Raw genomic sequence first — 16,844 nt, 5'->3', positions numbered from 1 at the left:
GGGCGTTGTCAGAGCCGTGGTCCACCATGGACGCATGAGTGAGCTGACCAGGATTCCCGCCCCCGACGGGCTCGCGCCCGCCGCCCAGTACTCCCACGTCGTCATGGGCAGCGGCACGTTCGTGGCGGTCTCCGGCCAGCTCGCCCTGGACGAGGACGGGAAGATCGTCGGCGAGGGCGACGCCGCCGCGCAGGCCCGCCAGGTCTTCGAGAACCTGAGCCGCTGTCTGGCCGCCGCGGGCGCGACCTTCGAGGACGTCGTCAAGCTCACCTACTTCGTCACGGACATGGCGCACCTGCCAGCGATCCGCGCGGCTCGCGCCGCGCACATACCCGACGACCGGTTGCCGGCCGCGTCGGCGGTCCAGGTCGCGGCGCTGGTGCGGCCCGAGTTCCTGATGGAGATCGAGGCGTTCGCGGTGCTCGCCCCGTGATCGAGGTCCGGGAGATGACGCTCGCCGACTGCGACCGCGTCGCCGAGATCCGTGTCCGCGGCTGGCAGACCGCGTACCGGGGGCTGATGCCGCAGCCGTATCTGGACGCCCTGAGCGTGGCCGAGGACGCCGAGCGCCGTCGCGAGCGCTTTTGGCAGTCCGACGGCAGCGTGGTGAACCTCGTCGCGGTACAGGACGGCGAGCTTCTGGGGTGGGCCGCGTACGGGCCGTACCGGGACGGCGAAGTACGCACGGCTGACGCCGAGTTGTACGCGATCTACGTCGACGCCGGGCACTTCGGCGGCGGCATCGGGCACGCGCTGCTCCAGGAGTCGGTACGACGCTGCAAGGCCGCCGACTATCCGTGCGTGCGGCTCTGGGTCCTCCAGGGCAACACCCGCGCCCGCTCCTTCTACGAGCGGGCGGGGTTCCGCCCCGACGGCGCCGAGGAGCCGTTCGAGGTGGACGGGGTTCCGGTGCCGGAAGTGCGGTTCACCCGCCCCCTCTAGGACCGCTGCGGGATCCGCGTCAGCGCGTGCACCGCCGCCTCCGCGAGCGCCGGATGCGCGAGCGCCTCGTTCAGTACGGGTCTGGCCCGGACGTCGCCGAGGGTACCGAGGCCCTCGACGCAGGCGAGTGCCACGCGGCGGTAGGGGTCATGCGGGCGCAGTCTGCGCGAAAGGGTGGTGATGAGGGCCGGGACCGACTCGGGGGCGCGCAGGTCGGTGAGCAGCCGCACCGGGTGCAGGGCGTAGGCGACCCGTAGTTCGTTGGTCGCCAGGGCCGCCGCCGCGCGCGCGGTGCGGGGGTCGCCGAGGCGGGCCAGGGCGTGGGCGGCGGAGGCGCAGCGCTGCGGGTCGCGGTGGTTGAGCAGCAGGACGAGCGACTCGAAGGCACGGGAGTCCCCGGCGAGCCCCAGGCGGAACGCGGCCAGCTCCCGCGCCCACAGCGGCTGCCCGGGCTCGGTCAGCAGTCCGGCGAGCTCATCGAGGTCCTGCGTCTCCACCAGCCGCTCGTAGACGGCCGACGCCCCGGACTCCTGCCGTAAGCGCTCCGTGAGTGATCGCAACTCTTCGTCCATGAAGGGCAGCCTAGGCGGGGTGCCAGGGGTGAGGGACGTACATCACAGAGACCGGGGGCTGGCGCGCTCGTTACCGGCGGGTTAAGCTCAATCGAGCGAGTAACCACTCGCGGAACTCCTTGCGGTGGCCTGGTGACGCAGCCGCCGTGAGAGCAGTCGGTTCGGTACCTCAGGTACCAGTGCTTCAGTACGACGTGGCTTGGGACAGAGCCGGTCGGCTCCACCGTTTCGGGGCGTGTGCACGCCCGCGACGACGGCATCGCACCACCGGGCGTGTGCGCTCGCAGCCCGGCAACACCCGCATCTCGCATGTTCCACGCACCCGGTGCGCCCTTCGGCGTACCGGGTCGCGCTCCCAGTCGTCACCCTCATTCCTGGAGTCCCGCGATGGCCGCTCCCCTGTCCGACACCTCTCTGTCCCCGATCCAGACCGTCGCCGTCGTCGGCCTCGGCACCATGGGCACCGGCATCGCCGAGGTCCTCGCCAAGGCCGGCCGCACGGTCATCGGCATCGACATCAGCGAGGCCGCGACCGCTCAGGCCGTCGCCGCCCTGGAGACCTCCACCGGCCGCGCCGTGACCCGCGGCCGGCTGACCGAGGAGCAGCGGGCGGACGTCCTCGCCCGGGTCCGCACCTCCACCGACCTGCGCACCGCGGCCGACGCGGACCTGGTCATCGAGGTGGTCCCGGAGTCGTACGAGATCAAGCACCAGATCTTCCGTGAACTCGACGGCATCGTGCGGCCCGAGACGATCCTGGCCACCGGCACCAACGCCCTGTCCGTCACCCGGCTCGCGGCCGACTCGGCCCGCCCGGAGCGCGTGCTCGGCCTGCACTTCTTCAACCCGGCGCCCGCGATGAAGCTGGTCGAGGTGGTCTCCTCGGTGCTGACCGCGCCGAGCGCCGTCACCGCGGTCACCGACCTCGCGCTCGACCTCGGCAAGGAGCCCGTCGCGGTCGGCGACCGGCCCGGATTCGTCGCCGACGGGCTGCTGTTCGGCTATCTCAACCAGGCCGCCGCGATGTACGAGGCGAAGTACGCCTCCCGCGAGGACATCGACGCCGCGATGCGGCTCGGCTGCGGACTGCCGATGGGTCCGCTCGCCCTGCTCGACCTGATCGGCATCGACACCGCGCGCACCGTCCTGGACGCCATGTACTCCGAGTCCCACGACCGGCTGCACGCGCCCGCCCCGATCCTCAAGCAGCTCAGCGAGGCGGGCCTGACGGGCCGTAAGTCGGGGCGCGGCTTCTACTCCTACGAGGCCCCGGGCAGCGCCACGGTCGTGCCGGACGCCCTCACTCCGGCCGAGGACGGCTCCCGGGCCCAGGGCCGTACGGTCCGCTCCGTCGGGGTCGCCGGTTCGGGCACGATGGCGTCCGGTATCGCCGAGGTCTTCGCCAAGGCCGGGTACCAGGTCGTCCTCGCCGCCCGTAGCGAGGAGAAGGCGCAGGCCGCCAAGGCCCGTATCGGCAAGTCCCTTTCGCGCTCGGTCGACAAGGGCCGGATGACCGCCGAGGCCGCGGCGCAGACCCTGGACCTGATCACCCCGGCGGGCTCCTACGACGCCTTCGCCGACGTCGATCTGGCCCTGGAGGCCGTCGCCGAGGACCTGGAGGTCAAGCAGCAGCTGTTCCAGACGCTGGACAAGGTCTGCAAGCCGGGCGCGGTCCTGGCCACCACCACCTCCTCGCTGCCGGTCGTCGCCTGCGCCCGCGCCACCTCGCGTCCGCAGGACGTGATCGGCATGCACTTCTTCAACCCGGCGCCCGCCATGAAGCTGGTCGAGGTCGTGCGGACGGTGCTGACCGCCGAGGACGTCCACGCGACGGTCCGCGAGGTCTGCGTCAGGATCCGCAAGCACGCGGTGGACTGCGGTGACCGGGCCGGCTTCATCGTGAACGCACTGCTTTTCCCGTACCTCAACAACGCCATCAAGATGGTCGAGGAGCACTACGCCTCCCTCGACGACATCGACGCCGCGATGAAGCTCGGCGGCGGCTATCCGATGGGCCCCTTCGAGCTGCTGGACGTCGTCGGACTCGATGTCTCGCTCGCCATCGAGAAGGTCCTGCACCGCGAGTTCCGGGACCCGGGCCTGGCCCCGGCCCCGCTCCTGGAGCACCTGGTGGCCGCGGGCTGCCTCGGCCGCAAGACCGGCCGCGGCTTCCGCGAATATGCCCGCCGCTGAGTCGTCCGGCGACTGGTTCAGAGCGAACGAGGACTGGGGCGGTCTGCTCGACCCCAACGGAATGCCCGGAAACCCCCCGCCCACGGCGGGCGGGGGGTCCCTGGGGCATGAGCGCCAACCTGGGCACATGCAGTACGTTCGGGTCATGTCCCAGCCCGCCAGGTCCTCACGTACACCAGCTACGCCCGACGCGCCGGAAAGTGCCGCAGGCAGTCGCGCGGCCGCCCAGCGGCTCAAGATGCGCCGAGAACTGGCGGCCGCGGCGATGGAGCTGTTCTCCACCAAGGGGTACGAGGCGACCACCGTCGACGAGATCGCGGCCGCGGCCGGAGTCGCGCGCCGTACGTTCTTCCGCCACTTCCGCTCCAAGGAAGAGGCGATCTTCCCCGATCACGACGACACCCTGATCCGTGCCGAGGCCGTGCTCAACGCGGCTCCCCCGCACGAGCACCCGCTCGACACGGTGTGCAACGGCATCAAGGAAGTCATGCGGATGTACGCGGCCCGGCCGGAGATCTCGGTCGCCCGCTACAAGCTCACGCGCGAAGTGCCCACCCTGCGCGAGGCGGAGATCGCGTCCGTGGCCCGCTACGAGCGCCTGTTCACCCGCTATCTGCTCGGCCACTTCGACGAGCACGCGCACGACGACGACGCCAACGACGACCCACTGCTCGCGGAGGTCGCCGCGTCCGCCGTGGTCACCGCCCACAACCACGTGCTGCGGCGCTGGCTCCGGGCCGGCGGCCAGGGCGACGTGGAGGCCCAGCTGGACCACGCCTTCGCGATCGTACGGAAGACGTTCGGGACGGGCATCGGCGCCGGGCGCACGGGCACCACCCAGCCGTCCGCCGCGACGGTCTCCACGCACGGCGAGGTCCTGGTGACGGTCGCCCGCACCGACGCCCCCCTCGACCAGGTGATGCGGACCATCGAAGAGGCACTGAAGGACCGCTGAGCCCCTGCCTCAACTGTGATGACGGCCACCCTTCGGGGTGGCCGTTTTGGCATGTCAGAGCCCCTTTTCCAGCAGATTTCAAGCCGCGTTCGATCGATCATCGCTCATTTGTTACGTAAAGATTTCACCTGAGAGCGGTTGCTGGCACTCAGTGCCTTGCCAGGTGACACGCGGTGTCATACGTTGAAGGAGTCCGGGCGGCCGGCGTGCAGAGACCATGCGTACGCCGGCTGTCCCAGCAAGTCATCGACCTGCCCGCCCGGACGCCTGCGTCACAGGCAACCTCCGCGCCACAAAGCGCTGCCGCACACCAAGACCGCCGAACCGACGGCAACCGACGTAACCCTCAGCGTCCCTCCCTCAGGACGCGTATCGCCGGAGGCAACACCGTGACCACGAAGGACATCCTGGACGCGATCCAGTCGCCGGACTCGACGCCGGCCGACTTCGCAGCCCTGCCGCTCCCCGAGTCGTACCGCGCGATCACCGTGCACAAGGACGAGACGGAGATGTTCGCGGGCCTGGAGACCCGCGACAAGGACCCGCGCAAGTCGATCCACCTCGACGACGTTCCCGTGCCCGAGCTCGGCCCGGGCGAGGCCCTGGTCGCCGTCATGGCATCGAGTGTCAACTACAACTCGGTGTGGACCTCGATCTTCGAGCCCCTGTCGACGTTCGGCTTCCTGGAGCGCTACGGCAGGCTCAGCGAGCTCACCAAGCGCCACGACCTGCCGTACCACATCATCGGCTCCGACCTCGCGGGCGTCGTCCTGCGCACCGGCCCCGGCGTCAACGCCTGGAAGCCCGGTGACGAGGTCGTCGCGCACTGTCTGTCCGTCGAGATGGAGTCGTCCGACGGCCACAACGACACGATGCTCGACCCCGAGCAGCGCATCTGGGGCTTCGAGACCAACTTCGGTGGCCTCGCCGAGATCGCGCTCGTGAAGTCCAACCAGCTGATGCCCAAGCCGGGTCACCTGTCGTGGGAGGAGGCGGCGGCCCCGGGCCTCGTCAACTCCACCGCCTACCGCCAGCTGGTCTCCCGCAACGGCGCCGGCATGAAGCAGGGCGACAACGTCCTGATCTGGGGCGCGAGCGGCGGACTCGGCTCGTACGCCACGCAGTTCGCGCTGGCCGGTGGCGCCAACCCGATCTGTGTCGTCTCCAGCGACCAGAAGGCGGACATCTGCCGCTCGATGGGCGCCGAGGCGATCATCGACCGCAACGCCGAGGGCTACAGGTTCTGGAAGGACGAGCAGACCCAGGACCCCAAGGAGTGGAAGCGCTTCGGCAAGCGCATCCGCGAGCTCACCGGCGGCGAGGACATCGACATCGTCTTCGAGCACCCCGGCCGCGAGACCTTCGGCGCCTCGGTGTTCGTCACCCGCAAGGGCGGCACCATCACCACCTGCGCCTCGACCTCGGGCTACATGCACGAGTACGACAACCGCTACCTGTGGATGTCGCTGAAGCGGATCATCGGCTCGCACTTCGCCAACTACCGCGAGGCCTGGGAGGCCAACCGGCTCATCGCGAAGGGCAAGATCCACCCGACGCTGTCGAAGACCTACTCCCTGGAGGAGACCGGTCAGGCCGCGTACGACGTGCACCGCAACCTCCACCAGGGCAAGGTCGGCGTGCTCTGCCTGGCCCCCGAGGAAGGCCTCGGCGTGCGCGACGAGGAGATGCGCGCCCAGCACATCGACGCCATCAACCGCTTCCGCAACATCTGAGACACCCGGGGTCATAGATGACTGAGCGTCAGCCCGCCGCAGGCACGCGGGAGAAGGACCGGCCGTGGCTCATGCGCACGTACGCCGGCCACTCCACGGCCGAGGCGTCCAACGAGCTGTACCGGCGCAACCTCGCCAAGGGCCAGACCGGCCTGTCGGTCGCGTTCGACCTTCCGACGCAGACCGGCTACGACTCCGACCACATCCTCGCCCGCGGCGAGGTCGGCCGGGTCGGTGTGCCGGTGGCGCACCTCGGTGACATGCGCCGGCTGTTCCAGGACATCCCCCTGGAGCAGATGAACACCTCGATGACGATCAACGCCACCGCCATGTGGCTGCTGGCGCTCTACCAGGTCGTCGCCGAGGAGCAGGGCGCCGACATCACCCAGCTCCAGGGCACGACCCAGAACGACATCGTCAAGGAGTACCTGTCCCGGGGGACGCACGTCTTCCCCCCGGGACCCTCGCTCCGCCTGACGACGGACATGATCTGCTACACGGTCAACAACATCCCCAAGTGGAACCCGATCAACATCTGCAGCTACCACCTGCAGGAGGCGGGGGCCACGCCGGTCCAGGAGATCGCGTACGCGATGTCGACCGCGATCGCCGTCCTGGACGCGGTGTTCGCGTCGGGGCAGATCCCCGAGGACCGCAAGGGTGATGTCGTCGCCCGTATCTCCTTCTTCGTGAACGCGGGCGTCCGCTTCATCGAGGAGATGTGCAAGATGCGCGCCTTCGGCCGCATCTGGGACAAGGTCACCCGCGAGCGCTACGGCATCGAGAACGCCAAGCAGCGCCGCTTCCGGTACGGCGTCCAGGTCAACTCCCTGGGACTGACCGAGGCACAGCCGGAGAACAACGTCCAGCGGATCGTGCTCGAAATGCTGGCGGTGACGCTCTCGAAGGACGCACGCGCGCGTGCCGTCCAACTCCCCGCCTGGAACGAGGCCCTGGGCCTCCCCCGGCCGTGGGACCAGCAGTGGTCGCTGCGCATCCAGCAGGTGCTGGCGCACGAGAGCGACCTGCTGGAGTACGAGGACATCTTCGAGGGCTCGCACGTCATCGAGGCGAAGGTCGAGAAGCTCGTCGAGGAGTCCCTCGCCGAAATCGACCGGATCCAGGAGATGGGCGGCGCGATGGCCGCCGTCGAGTCCGGCTACCTCAAGTCGCAGCTGGTCTCCTCGCACGCCGAGCGCCGGGCCCGGATCGAGTCCGGCCAGGAGAAGATCATCGGCGTCAACATCTTCGAGACGACCGAGCCCAACCCGCTGACGGCCGACCTGGACACCGCGATCCAGACGGTCGACCCGGCGGTCGAGGCCCGCGTCATCGCCGGCCTCCAGCACTGGCGGGACACCCGCTACCAGCCGCCCTTCAACCACCCGCGTCCGTGCAAGGCGCTGGAGAAGCTGAAGGAGGCCGCGAAGGGCACCGGCAACCTCATGGAGGCCACCCTGGAGTGCGCCCGCGCCGGGGTCACGACCGGCGAGTGGGCCGGGGCCCTGCGCGAGGTGTTCGGCGAGTTCCGCGCCCCGACGGGCGTGTCCTCCGCGCCGGTGGCCGTGCCCGCCGAGGAGGGCTCGCCGATGGCGGACGTCCGCCGCAAGGTGGACCTGACGGCGAAGGACCTGGGCGTCGGCAAGCTGCGGTTCCTGGTCGGCAAGCCGGGGCTCGACGGGCACTCCAACGGCGCCGAGCAGATCGCCGTGCGGGCCCGTGACGCCGGGTTCGAGGTGGTCTACCAGGGCATCCGGCTCACCCCGGAGCAGATCGTGGACGCGGCGCTCGCGGAGGACGTCCACGCGGTCGGCCTGTCCATCCTGTCCGGGTCGCACGCTCAGCTCGTGCCGGACGTGCTGGAGCGGCTCCATGTGGCCGGTGCCACAGATATCCCGGTGATCGCCGGTGGCATCATCCCGAATGGAGACGCCGAGCAGCTCAGGGCCGCCGGAGTGGCCGCCGTCTTCACCCCGAAGGACTTCGACATCACCGGAATCATCGGCCGCATCGTCGACGAGATCCGGAAAGCGAACAAGCTCGACCCCCTGGAGGTCCCCGCATGACCGTCAACCGTCTGCGTCCCCGCCGCTCGTGTCTCGCGGTGCCGGGAAGCAACCCCCGCTTCCTGGAGAAGGCGCAGGGCCTCCCGGCGGACCAGGTCTTCCTGGACCTGGAGGACGCGTGCGCCCCGCTCGCCAAGCCCGAGGCGCGGCACACGATCGTCAAGTTCCTCAACGAGGGCGACTGGACCGGCAAGACGCGGGTCGTGCGGGTCAACGACTGGACGACCGAGTGGACGTACCGCGACGTCGTCACGGTCGTCGAGGGCGCCGGCCAGAACCTCGACTGCATCATGCTGCCGAAGGTGCAGACGGCCGAGCAGATCGTCGCGCTCGACCTCCTGTTGACCCAGATCGAGAAGACCATGGGCTTCGAGGTCGGCAAGATCGGCATCGAGGCGCAGATCGAGAACGCGCAGGGCCTGAACAACGTCAACGAGATCGCGACGGCCTCCCAGCGCGTCGAGACGATCATCTTCGGCCCGGCCGACTTCATGGCGTCGATCAACATGAAGTCGCTGGTCGTCGGCGAGCAGCCGCCCGGCTACCCGGCGGACGCCTACCACTACATCCTGATGAAGATCCTGATGGCCGCCCGCGCCAACAACCTCCAGGCGATCGACGGCCCCTACCTCCAGATCCGCAACATCGACGGCTACCGCGAGGTCGCGGGGCGCGCCGCCGCCCTCGGCTTCGACGGCAAGTGGGTGCTGCACCCGGGGCAGGTCGAGGCGTCGAACGAGATCTTCTCGCCCTCCCAGGAGGACTTCGACCACGCCGAGCTGATCCTGGACGCGTACGACTACTACACGTCCGAGGCGGGCGGCAAGAAGGGCTCGGCGATGCTCGGCGACGAGATGATCGACGAGGCCAGCCGCAAGATGGCCCTGGTCATCTCCGGCAAGGGACGCGCCGCCGGCATGCAGCGCACCAGCAAGTTCGAGATCCCGGAGGCCTGAGCGCCATGCAGTTCGGACGCACCTACGAGGAGTTCGAGGTCGGGGCGACGTACAAGCACTGGCCGGGGAAGACGGTCACGGAGTACGACGACCACCTGTTCTGTCTCCTCACCATGAACCACCACCCGCTCCACATGGACACCAACTATGCGGAGAAGACGACGGACTTCGGCAAGAACGTCGTCGTCGGGAACTACATCTACTCCCTGCTGCTCGGCATGTCCGTCCCGGACATCTCCGGCAAGGCGATCGCCAACCTGGAGATCGAGTCGCTGAAGCACGTGGCGCCGACCTTCCACGGCGACACGATCTACGGCCAGACGACCGTGCTGGACAAGTGGCCGTCGAAGTCGAAGAACGACCGCGGGATCGTCTACGTCGAGACCAAGGGCTACAAGCAGGACGGCACACTGGTCTGCGTGTTCCGCCGCAAGGTCATGGTGCCGACCGAGACGTACATCAAGGAGCGCGGCGGCGAGCAGCCCGGCCGCCCGGAACTTCAGGAGGGCTGAGCCCGATGGCACGCCTCGCCCAGACCGCCGGTCTGACGGACATCCAGCAGGAAATCCTCTCCACCGTCCGCGACTTCGTGGACAAGGAGATCATCCCGGTCGCCACCGAGCTGGAGCACCGCGACGAGTACCCGCAAGCGATCGTCGACGGGCTCAAGGAGTTGGGCCTGTTCGGGCTCATGATCCCGGAGGAGTACGGCGGTCTGGGCGAGTCGCTCCTGACGTACGCGCTGTGCGTCGAGGAGATCGCCCGTGGGTGGATGTCGGTGTCCGGCATCATCAACACCCACTTCATCGTGGCCTACATGCTCAAGCAGCACGGCACGCAGGAGCAGAAGGACCACTTCCTGCCGCGCATGGCGGCCGGTGACATCCGTGGCGCGTTCTCGATGTCGGAGCCGGGCCTGGGTTCCGATGTGTCGGCCATCACGTCCAAGGCGGTCAGGGACGGCGACGAGTACGTCCTCAACGGCCAGAAGATGTGGCTGACGAACGGCGGAACGTCAAGTCTGGTCGCCGTTCTCGTCCGAAGTGATGAAGGACACCCCGAGGGCACCGCGCCCCACAAGTCGATGACGACCTTCCTCGTCGAGAAGGAGCCCGGCTTCGGAGAGGTCCGCCCCGGCCTCACCATCCCCGGGAAGATCGACAAGATGGGGTACAAGGGCGTCGACACCACCGAGCTGATCATGGATGGCCTGCGGATTCCGGCCAACCGTGTGCTCGGCGGCGAGACCGGCCGAGGTTTTTACCAAATGATGGACGGCGTCGAGGTCGGCCGCGTCAATGTGGCGGCGCGTGGCTGCGGTGTCGCTCAGCGTGCGTTCGAACTGGGCGTCTCGTATGCCCAGCAGCGTCACACTTTCGGCAAGGCGATCGCCCAGCACCAGGCGATCCAGTTCAAGCTGGCCGAGATGGCTACCAAGGTCGAGGCCGCGCATGCGATGATGGTCAACGCGGCACGCAAAAAGGACTCCGGGGAGCGAAACGACCTCGAAGCAGGGATGGCGAAGTACCTCGCCTCCGAATACTGCAAAGAGGTCGTCGAGGACGCCTTCCGGATCCACGGCGGCTACGGCTTCTCCAAGGAGTACGAGATCGAGCGCCTCTACCGAGAGGCACCGATGCTGCTCATCGGTGAAGGTACCGCCGAGATCCAGAAAATGATCATCGGTCGCAGGCTGCTCGAAGAGTATCGATTCCAGGGCTAGATGTCCGGATACGGGGTGTTTTCTTGGAGAAGAAGGTCACACCCCGTCAACACTCTTCGGCCGCCGACTCCGCTTCCTGGCTTGCCCAGTTGTGGTCACCGACCGGTACGATCCCCGGAAAGCCGCCGTCCCCCGTCACAGCGCGGCATCATCCGCTACGAAGGTCATCCATGCCCCACAGCCAAACCTCTGCACCTCGCGACAGCCTCGCCGGCGTACGCCTCGCACGCGGAGCATCGCCGTGGCTTCTCCCGACCGTCGCCACCGCAGCCCTCAGCCTGGTGCGCGCGCGCAGGTCCGGCGCCGCCAAGGCCGTCGCCGTGCCCGCCACCGCGCTCGCGGCGGGCATGCTGTGGTTCTTCCGCGACCCCGAGCGCGAGATCGCCACGGGCCGGGTCATCTCGCCCGCCGACGGTGTGGTGCAGAGCATCATGCCGTGGAAGGACGGCCGCACCCGCGTCGCGATCTTCATGAGCCCGCTCAACGTCCACGTCAACCGCGCGCCCCTCTCGGGCACGGTGACGTCGGTCGAGCACATCCCCGGTGGGTTCGTTCCGGCGTTCAACAAGGAGAGCGAGAACAACGAGCGCGTAGTCTGGCATTTCGACACCGAACTCGGTGACATCGAGATGATCCAGATCGCCGGCGCGGTGGCCCGTCGCATCGTTCCCTACATCCCGCAGGGCACGAAGGTCGAGCAGGGTGAGCGCATCGGTCTGATCCGCTTCGGTTCGCGCGTCGACATCTACCTGCCCGAGGGCGTGGATGTCGCGGTCGAGGTCGGTCAGAAGACCGTGGCTGGGGTGACTCGCATTGACCGTGATTGATCCTGAGACACAGGCGGGCTGGGTGCCCGAGGCCGACGAGGCGGACGACGAGGAGGAGATGCCTCTTTCTCTCCGCCTCTCGATAGCGGACACCCTCACCCTCGGCAACGCCACGTGCGGCTTCATGGCGGTGTACTTCACCACCACCGGCATCCTGATCCCGCACCTCACCGGCAGCCAGGAATCCGGCATGGCCCGCCACAGCGCGGCCACGGCGGTCATCCTGATGCTCTGCGCGGCGGTCTTCGACCTGTTCGACGGCCTGGTGGCGCGCAAGCTGCGCTCCTCCCCGATGGGCGCCGAGCTGGACAACCTCTCGGACCTGATCAGCTTCGGTCTGGCACCGGCGTACTTCGTCCTCGTGTACGGCATGGTCGCGGACGACGCGCATCAGCGGGTGGCCGCGGTCGGGGCGATCGTGGTGCTCCTGGCCGTGGTGCTGAGACTCGCGCGGTTCTCGTGCGTGACACCGCCGAACGGGATGTTCCAGGGCATGCCCTCACCGTTCGGCGCGCTGACGGTGGTCTCGATCGTCCTCCTCGAGCTGCCCTTCGTGGCGACGCTCCTGGCGATCCTGGGCACCGCTTGGCTGATGGTGAGCCGGGTCGAGTACCCGAAGCCCCGGGGCCGCCTCGCGGTCGCGATGCTCGCCTGGATCGTCGCCGCGATGGGTCTGCTGGCCGGCTGGGCGTTCGACGCCCCGAGCGGTCAGCTGCTCCTCCAGACCGGCTGTGCGCTCCAGCTGGTCATGGGCGCGGTCATCCCGCTGTTCGCCACGGCCCGCCGGGTGAACAACTTCCGCGACAACCGTCGCGAGGCACGCGCGGCACAGCTGCCGTAACGGCTTCATGAGAGAGGGCCCGAACCGATTCCGGTTCGGGCCCTCTCCGTTTTCTCAGTGGCTGTACGTCTCCGCCGCCTCGGACGCCTTCGCCTCCCGTACGACCTTCATGCCGCCCGTGACGGCCTTGTCCGGCTGGAGGATCACGCTCTCCCTGGAGGACGGGGACTTGGGGTCGGTGAAGTCCTGGGCGGGGCCGAAGCCGAGGTCGAAGTCGTTGATCGTCAGCAGGGCCCGGTCGACGCCCTCGCGGGTGAGGTCCTTGTTCTTGCAGGCCTTCTTCAGTGCCTCGCCGAAGGCGGACGCGGCGGTCCAGCCGGCGACGATGCCGTTGTCGAGGGCGTCCTTCGGGTACGCCGCCCGGTAGTCGGCCACGAGCTTCTTGGCCTCCGCGGTGTCCGCGCCGATGGGGAGCGAGGGCGAGGCCACGTAGTAGTTCTTCATCAGGGCCGGGCCCGCCTGGGTGGCGAGGAGCTGGGGCGCGAAGGCCGAGTTGTTGCCGATGACCGGCACGTCGAAGCCGCTCGCCGCCGCGACACCGACGAGTGAGGCCGCCTGGCGGGGACCGGCGCTCAGGACGATCGCCTTGACGCCGGCCTGCTTGAGGGCGGCGACCTGGGCGGTCATGTCGTTGTCGGTCGGTTTGATCTTCTGCTCCACGACGGTCAGCCCGGCCTCCTTCGCCATGTACCGGGAACCGACCAGCGCGCTCTCGCCGTAGTCGCCCTCGAAGTAGACGTGGCCGATCTTGTCGCCCTTCCTGATCCCCTTCTCCTGGAGCAGGAAGTCGACGGCGTTGATGGTCTCGATGTCGTACGTCGAGCCGATGACACGGATGTACGGGCTGCCGAGCAGCGCCGCCGACCATGCCTGCGGCAGCACCAGGCCCTTGTCCTGGCCGTCGACGCGCTGCTTGACCGCGGCGACGAACGGGGAGCCGATGAACTGCGCGAAGCCCAGCACCTTCGGCTCCAGCTCGGTGTAGCCGGAGACGGCCTTCTGCGGGTCGTAGCCGTGGTCGCGGATGGTGAGGGCCACCTGGTAGCCGCAGACGCCGCCGGCGGCGTTCAGCTGCTTCACATACAGCTGCTGGGCCTGGGTGACGCTCTTGCCGAGGGTGGCGTAGACGCCGGTCATGTCGGTGAGGACGCCGAGGTTGATCGTCTTGCCGGAGATTCCCTCACCGGTCTTGATCCCGCCGGCGGACTGCTTGTCCGCGTCGTCGTCCTTCGCCTTGGAGCTACAGCCCGCGAGCACCAGCAGTGCGGCGAGCGCACCGGCGGTGACTCTGGCCGCGTGGGTCCTGTTCATCGTTCCTCCCCGGAATCGGTTGAGCCGCGACGCCGGGCGGCCACGCTGACCAGGCCGCCGGGCAGGAACAGCACCACCAGCACGACGGCGGCGCCGTAGAGGTACCGGGCAGCCTCGCCCGGTGCGATCCCGCCCGTGCCCGGGGCGGAGACCAGGGGCAGCGCGTCGCTGTAGCGGGTCAGCAGCTGCGGGAGCAGGGTGACGAACACGGCCCCGGCGATCGCGCCGGAGACCGAGCCGAGCCCACCGACGACGATCATGGCGAGGTATTCGAGGGACAGGGTGATGCCGAAGTAGTCCGGCACGGTCCGCTGGAAGACCAGGGCGAGGACAACGCCCGCCAGGCCCGCGTACATCGACGACAGCACGAAGACGGCGGCCCGGTGGCGGGCCACCGGCACCCCGATCACCCCGGCGGCGATGCGATGGTCGCGCAGGGCGTTCATGGCCCGGCCCGGACGGCCGCGCAGGACACCCCGGGCGAACAGCGCGCCGGCCAGCAGGGCGAGCAGACCGGCGTACCAGAGTTTCTCCGCCGACCCGAACGGCACGTCGGCGACGAGGAGTTCACGATCGTCGAAGGTCAGGCCGAAAAGGCTCAGGGGCGGCACGTCACGGCCGTTGGCGCCGCCGGTGAGGTCGTGGGCGTTGAACATCACGTGCTGGCCGATGAAGACGAGGGCGAGGGTGGCGATGCCGAGGTAGGCGCCGCTGAGGCGGCCGGAGATGGGGCTGAAGAGCCCGCCCGCGATTCCGGCGACGCCCACCGCGAGCACGGCCGCGAGCCAGGTCGGCAGGCCGAGGCCGGTCAGCCCGTCGTCGCCGTCGGCCGCGAAGACGCAGTAGGCGTAGGCGCCCACGGCGAGGAAGAAGGCGTGGCCCATGGAGAGCTGGCCGGTGGCGCCGGTGAGGAGGTTGATGCCGATCGCGCCGATGGCGGCGGCCATGGCGAAGAGGCCGGCCTGGAGCCAGAAGCGGTCGAGGTAGAAGGGCAGGGCGAGGAGGAGGACGGTCGCGGCGGTCCACAGGTACGTCCGCGCGCCGAGCAGTCGGAGCGGTCTCACCAGGGCCTCAGACACGGGCCAGCTCCTTCGTGCCGAACAGCCCGGCGGGCCGGACGAGCAGGATCGCGACCATGACCAGGTAGGGGGCGAGGTCGCCCAACCCCCGTCCCAGGAAGGTCAGATCGCTCTGGTAGCCGGTCGCCAGCGACTCCGTGACGCCGACGAGCAGCCCGCCCACCAGGGCGCCGGTCGTGGAGTCGAGGCCGCCGAGGATGGCCGCCGGGAACGCCTTCAGCGCGGCCAGCGAGGTGGCCCGTTCCAGGCCCGGCGTCGGGAAGACGGTCAGGAACAGCGCCGCTACGGCGGCCAGGCCCCCGGCCATGGCCCAGGCGCCCAGCGACACCCTGCCCAGCCGTACGCCCATCAGCGCGGCCGTCTCCGCGCTCTCCGCCGCCGCTCGCATCGCCACGCCCCAGGACGTGTACCGGAACACCAGCAGGAACGCGGTGATGAGGAGCGCCGCGGCCACGAACGCGGCGATCCGGGTGTGCGCGAGGGAGATCGGCCCGACCTTGAGCACCGCGTCGCCCCACGGATCGCCGAGCGCCAGGACGTCCGTGCCGATACGGCGTGTCAGTTCGGTGGTGAGGAGGATGTCCACGCCGATGGTGACGATGGCGAGGACGCTGTGGTCGCTGCCCCGGTAGCGGCGCATGACCAGGAACTCCACGGCCGCCCCGACACACGCGGCGCCCGCGATCCCGACCAGCAGCGCGGGCCAGAAGCCCAGGTCGTCATGGAGGGTCGCGGTGACATAGCCGCCCGCCAACAGCAGGGACGCGTGGGCGAAGTTGACGACCTCGGTGGCCCGGAAGATGACCACGAAGCCGAGGGCGATCAGCGCGTACACCGACCCCAACGAGACGCCGTTCAGCAGGATTTCGGCGAAGGTGCTCATGATCCGGCCCCCAGGTAGGCCTGTACGACGGCCGGGTCGTTCTGTACGTCGGCGGGGGCGCCGTCGGCGATCCGGCGCCCGAAGTCCAGTACGGTCACCGCGTCCGCGAGCCGCATCACCACCCCCATGTCGTGTTCCACCAGCACGATCGAGATGCCGAGGCCGTCGCGGACGCCCGCGATCACGGCGGCCGTTCGGCGGCGTTCGTCGGCGGTCATCCCGGCGACGGGTTCGTCGAGGAGCAGCAGGCGCGGCTCCATGCACAGGGCGCGGGCGAGCTCGGCGAGCTTCTGCCGCCCGTAGGGCAGGGAACCCGCCGGGCGGGTCAGACAGTCGGCGATGCCGACGAACTCGGCTATCTCGCGGACGCGTTCACGGTGGACGCGTTCCTCGCGGGCGGCCGAGGGCAGGTGAAGTCCGGCCGCCACGAAGCCGGTTCGGGTGAGCCGGTGGCGGCCGAGGAGCAGGGCGTCCTCGACCGTGGCGCGGGGTGGCAGGGCGAGGTTCTGGAAGATGCGGGCGACCCCGAGCGCGGCGATGCGGTGCGCAGGCATGCCGGTGAGTTCGTGGTCGCCGAAGCGGACGCTGCCCGAGGTGGCGCGGTAGACGCCGGACAGGACGTTGAAGCAGGTGGATTTCCCTGCCCCGTTGGGGCCGATGAGGGCGTGGACGGTGCCGGGGCGGACGGTGAAGGAGACGTCGTCGAGGGCGGTGAGGCCGGCGAAGCGTACGGTCAGGCCGCGTACGTCGAGGGTGTCCACGG

Annotated in this window: 16 protein-coding genes; 11 read left to right on the top strand and 5 right to left on the bottom strand. The window is 69.2% G+C overall.

From position 1 onward, the window contains the following. The first annotated feature begins 34 nt into the window (after positions 1-34). Both ACIHIX_RS08450 and ACIHIX_RS08445 read left to right on the top strand, forming a co-directional pair. Positions 35-433 carry a RidA family protein gene (locus ACIHIX_RS08450; protein WP_399951625.1) on the top strand — a complete coding sequence of 133 codons (399 nt, stop codon included), beginning with the start codon at positions 35-37 and terminating at the stop codon, positions 431-433. 14 nt (positions 434-447) lie between these two features. Continuing rightward, the gene (locus ACIHIX_RS08445; protein ID WP_399951977.1) at positions 448-942 is read left to right on the top strand and encodes a GNAT family N-acetyltransferase; all 495 of its coding nucleotides are present in this window, start codon (positions 448-450) and stop codon (positions 940-942) included. On the opposite strand, the gene ACIHIX_RS08440 is transcribed toward ACIHIX_RS08445, so the two are convergent. Then, the gene (locus tag ACIHIX_RS08440; protein WP_399951622.1) at positions 939-1,514 is read right to left on the bottom strand and encodes an adenylosuccinate lyase; all 576 of its coding nucleotides are present in this window, start codon (positions 1,512-1,514) and stop codon (positions 939-941) included. The genes ACIHIX_RS08445 and ACIHIX_RS08440 overlap by 4 nt on opposite strands. A gap of 387 nt (positions 1,515-1,901) precedes the next feature. On the opposite strand from ACIHIX_RS08440, the gene ACIHIX_RS08435 reads away from it, so the two are divergent. The 9 genes from ACIHIX_RS08435 (at position 1,902) to pssA (ending at position 12,808) form a co-directional block, all read left to right on the top strand. Then, positions 1,902-3,707 (top strand): 3-hydroxyacyl-CoA dehydrogenase family protein, encoded by a 1,806-nt coding sequence (locus ACIHIX_RS08435; RefSeq protein ID WP_399951619.1) that lies wholly within the window; start codon positions 1,902-1,904, stop codon positions 3,705-3,707. A gap of 145 nt (positions 3,708-3,852) precedes the next feature. Then, positions 3,853-4,662 (top strand): TetR family transcriptional regulator, encoded by an 810-nt coding sequence (locus ACIHIX_RS08430; protein WP_329332902.1) that lies wholly within the window; start codon positions 3,853-3,855, stop codon positions 4,660-4,662. Positions 4,663-5,051: 389 nt separating this feature from the next. Then, a complete protein-coding gene (ccrA, locus tag ACIHIX_RS08425) occupies positions 5,052-6,395 on the top strand; it encodes a crotonyl-CoA carboxylase/reductase (RefSeq protein WP_399951615.1) in 1,344 nt (447 codons plus the stop codon). Between the two features lie 17 nt (positions 6,396-6,412). Continuing rightward, positions 6,413-8,461 (top strand): protein meaA, encoded by a 2,049-nt coding sequence (locus ACIHIX_RS08420; RefSeq protein ID WP_399951612.1) that lies wholly within the window; start codon positions 6,413-6,415, stop codon positions 8,459-8,461. Beyond that, a complete protein-coding gene (locus ACIHIX_RS08415; RefSeq protein WP_399951609.1) occupies positions 8,458-9,417 on the top strand; it encodes an HpcH/HpaI aldolase/citrate lyase family protein in 960 nt (319 codons plus the stop codon). Before ACIHIX_RS08420 ends, ACIHIX_RS08415 begins: the two co-directional genes overlap by 4 nt. Positions 9,418-9,422: 5 nt before the next feature. Beyond that, positions 9,423-9,929, top strand: coding sequence for a MaoC family dehydratase (locus tag ACIHIX_RS08410; RefSeq protein ID WP_059195327.1), 507 nt, complete (start codon positions 9,423-9,425; stop codon positions 9,927-9,929). Between the two features lie 5 nt (positions 9,930-9,934). Continuing rightward, on the top strand, positions 9,935-11,140 hold the full coding sequence (locus ACIHIX_RS08405) for an acyl-CoA dehydrogenase family protein (RefSeq protein ID WP_399951606.1): 1,206 nt from the start codon (positions 9,935-9,937) through the stop codon (positions 11,138-11,140). Positions 11,141-11,310: 170 nt separating this feature from the next. Continuing rightward, on the top strand, positions 11,311-11,967 hold the full coding sequence (locus ACIHIX_RS08400) for a phosphatidylserine decarboxylase (protein WP_399951974.1): 657 nt from the start codon (positions 11,311-11,313) through the stop codon (positions 11,965-11,967). Between the two features lie 22 nt (positions 11,968-11,989). Next, positions 11,990-12,808: a CDP-diacylglycerol--serine O-phosphatidyltransferase gene (gene pssA / locus ACIHIX_RS08395; protein ID WP_399951971.1), complete on the top strand. Its 819-nt coding sequence runs from the start codon at positions 11,990-11,992 to the stop codon at positions 12,806-12,808. A 54-nt stretch (positions 12,809-12,862) separates the two neighbouring features. On the opposite strand, the gene ACIHIX_RS08390 is transcribed toward pssA, so the two are convergent. From ACIHIX_RS08390 to ACIHIX_RS08375, 4 genes are read right to left on the bottom strand one after another with little or no spacing between them, the layout of a single operon-like run. Further along, positions 12,863-14,119, bottom strand: coding sequence for an ABC transporter substrate-binding protein (locus tag ACIHIX_RS08390; protein WP_399951603.1), 1,257 nt, complete (start codon positions 14,117-14,119; stop codon positions 12,863-12,865). Continuing rightward, a complete protein-coding gene (locus ACIHIX_RS08385; protein WP_399951600.1) occupies positions 14,116-15,198 on the bottom strand; it encodes a branched-chain amino acid ABC transporter permease in 1,083 nt (360 codons plus the stop codon). The genes ACIHIX_RS08390 and ACIHIX_RS08385 overlap by 4 nt, the downstream gene beginning before the upstream one ends. Beyond that, positions 15,191-16,081, bottom strand: coding sequence for a branched-chain amino acid ABC transporter permease (locus ACIHIX_RS08380; RefSeq protein WP_399951597.1), 891 nt, complete (start codon positions 16,079-16,081; stop codon positions 15,191-15,193). The genes ACIHIX_RS08385 and ACIHIX_RS08380 overlap by 8 nt, the downstream gene beginning before the upstream one ends. Continuing rightward, positions 16,078-16,842: an ABC transporter ATP-binding protein gene (locus ACIHIX_RS08375; protein WP_399951594.1), complete on the bottom strand. Its 765-nt coding sequence runs from the start codon at positions 16,840-16,842 to the stop codon at positions 16,078-16,080. Before ACIHIX_RS08375 ends, ACIHIX_RS08380 begins: the two co-directional genes overlap by 4 nt. Between the last annotated feature and the right edge of the window lie 2 nt (positions 16,843-16,844).

It is taken from the genome of Streptomyces sp. NPDC051913 (assembly GCF_044593635.1).
GTDB lineage: Bacteria > Actinomycetota > Actinomycetes > Streptomycetales > Streptomycetaceae > Streptomyces.
Note: the sequence above shows the minus strand (reverse complement) of the source record. Positions and strands in the feature narration are given on the sequence as shown.

Coding starts and splice junctions, on each gene's coding strand:
- ACIHIX_RS08450 (WP_399951625.1), top strand. CDS start 35: ATGAGTGAGCTGACCAGGATTCCCGCCCCCGACGGGCTCGCGCCCGCC.
- ACIHIX_RS08445 (WP_399951977.1), top strand. CDS start 448: ATGACGCTCGCCGACTGCGACCGCGTCGCCGAGATCCGTGTCCGCGGC.
- ACIHIX_RS08440 (WP_399951622.1), bottom strand. CDS start 1,514: ATGGACGAAGAGTTGCGATCACTCACGGAGCGCTTACGGCAGGAGTCC.
- ACIHIX_RS08435 (WP_399951619.1), top strand. CDS start 1,902: ATGGCCGCTCCCCTGTCCGACACCTCTCTGTCCCCGATCCAGACCGTC.
- ACIHIX_RS08430 (WP_329332902.1), top strand. CDS start 3,853: ATGTCCCAGCCCGCCAGGTCCTCACGTACACCAGCTACGCCCGACGCG.
- ACIHIX_RS08420 (WP_399951612.1), top strand. CDS start 6,413: ATGACTGAGCGTCAGCCCGCCGCAGGCACGCGGGAGAAGGACCGGCCG.
- ACIHIX_RS08415 (WP_399951609.1), top strand. CDS start 8,458: ATGACCGTCAACCGTCTGCGTCCCCGCCGCTCGTGTCTCGCGGTGCCG.
- ACIHIX_RS08410 (WP_059195327.1), top strand. CDS start 9,423: ATGCAGTTCGGACGCACCTACGAGGAGTTCGAGGTCGGGGCGACGTAC.
- ACIHIX_RS08405 (WP_399951606.1), top strand. CDS start 9,935: ATGGCACGCCTCGCCCAGACCGCCGGTCTGACGGACATCCAGCAGGAA.
- ACIHIX_RS08400 (WP_399951974.1), top strand. CDS start 11,311: ATGCCCCACAGCCAAACCTCTGCACCTCGCGACAGCCTCGCCGGCGTA.
- ACIHIX_RS08390 (WP_399951603.1), bottom strand. CDS start 14,119: ATGAACAGGACCCACGCGGCCAGAGTCACCGCCGGTGCGCTCGCCGCA.
- ACIHIX_RS08380 (WP_399951597.1), bottom strand. CDS start 16,081: ATGAGCACCTTCGCCGAAATCCTGCTGAACGGCGTCTCGTTGGGGTCG.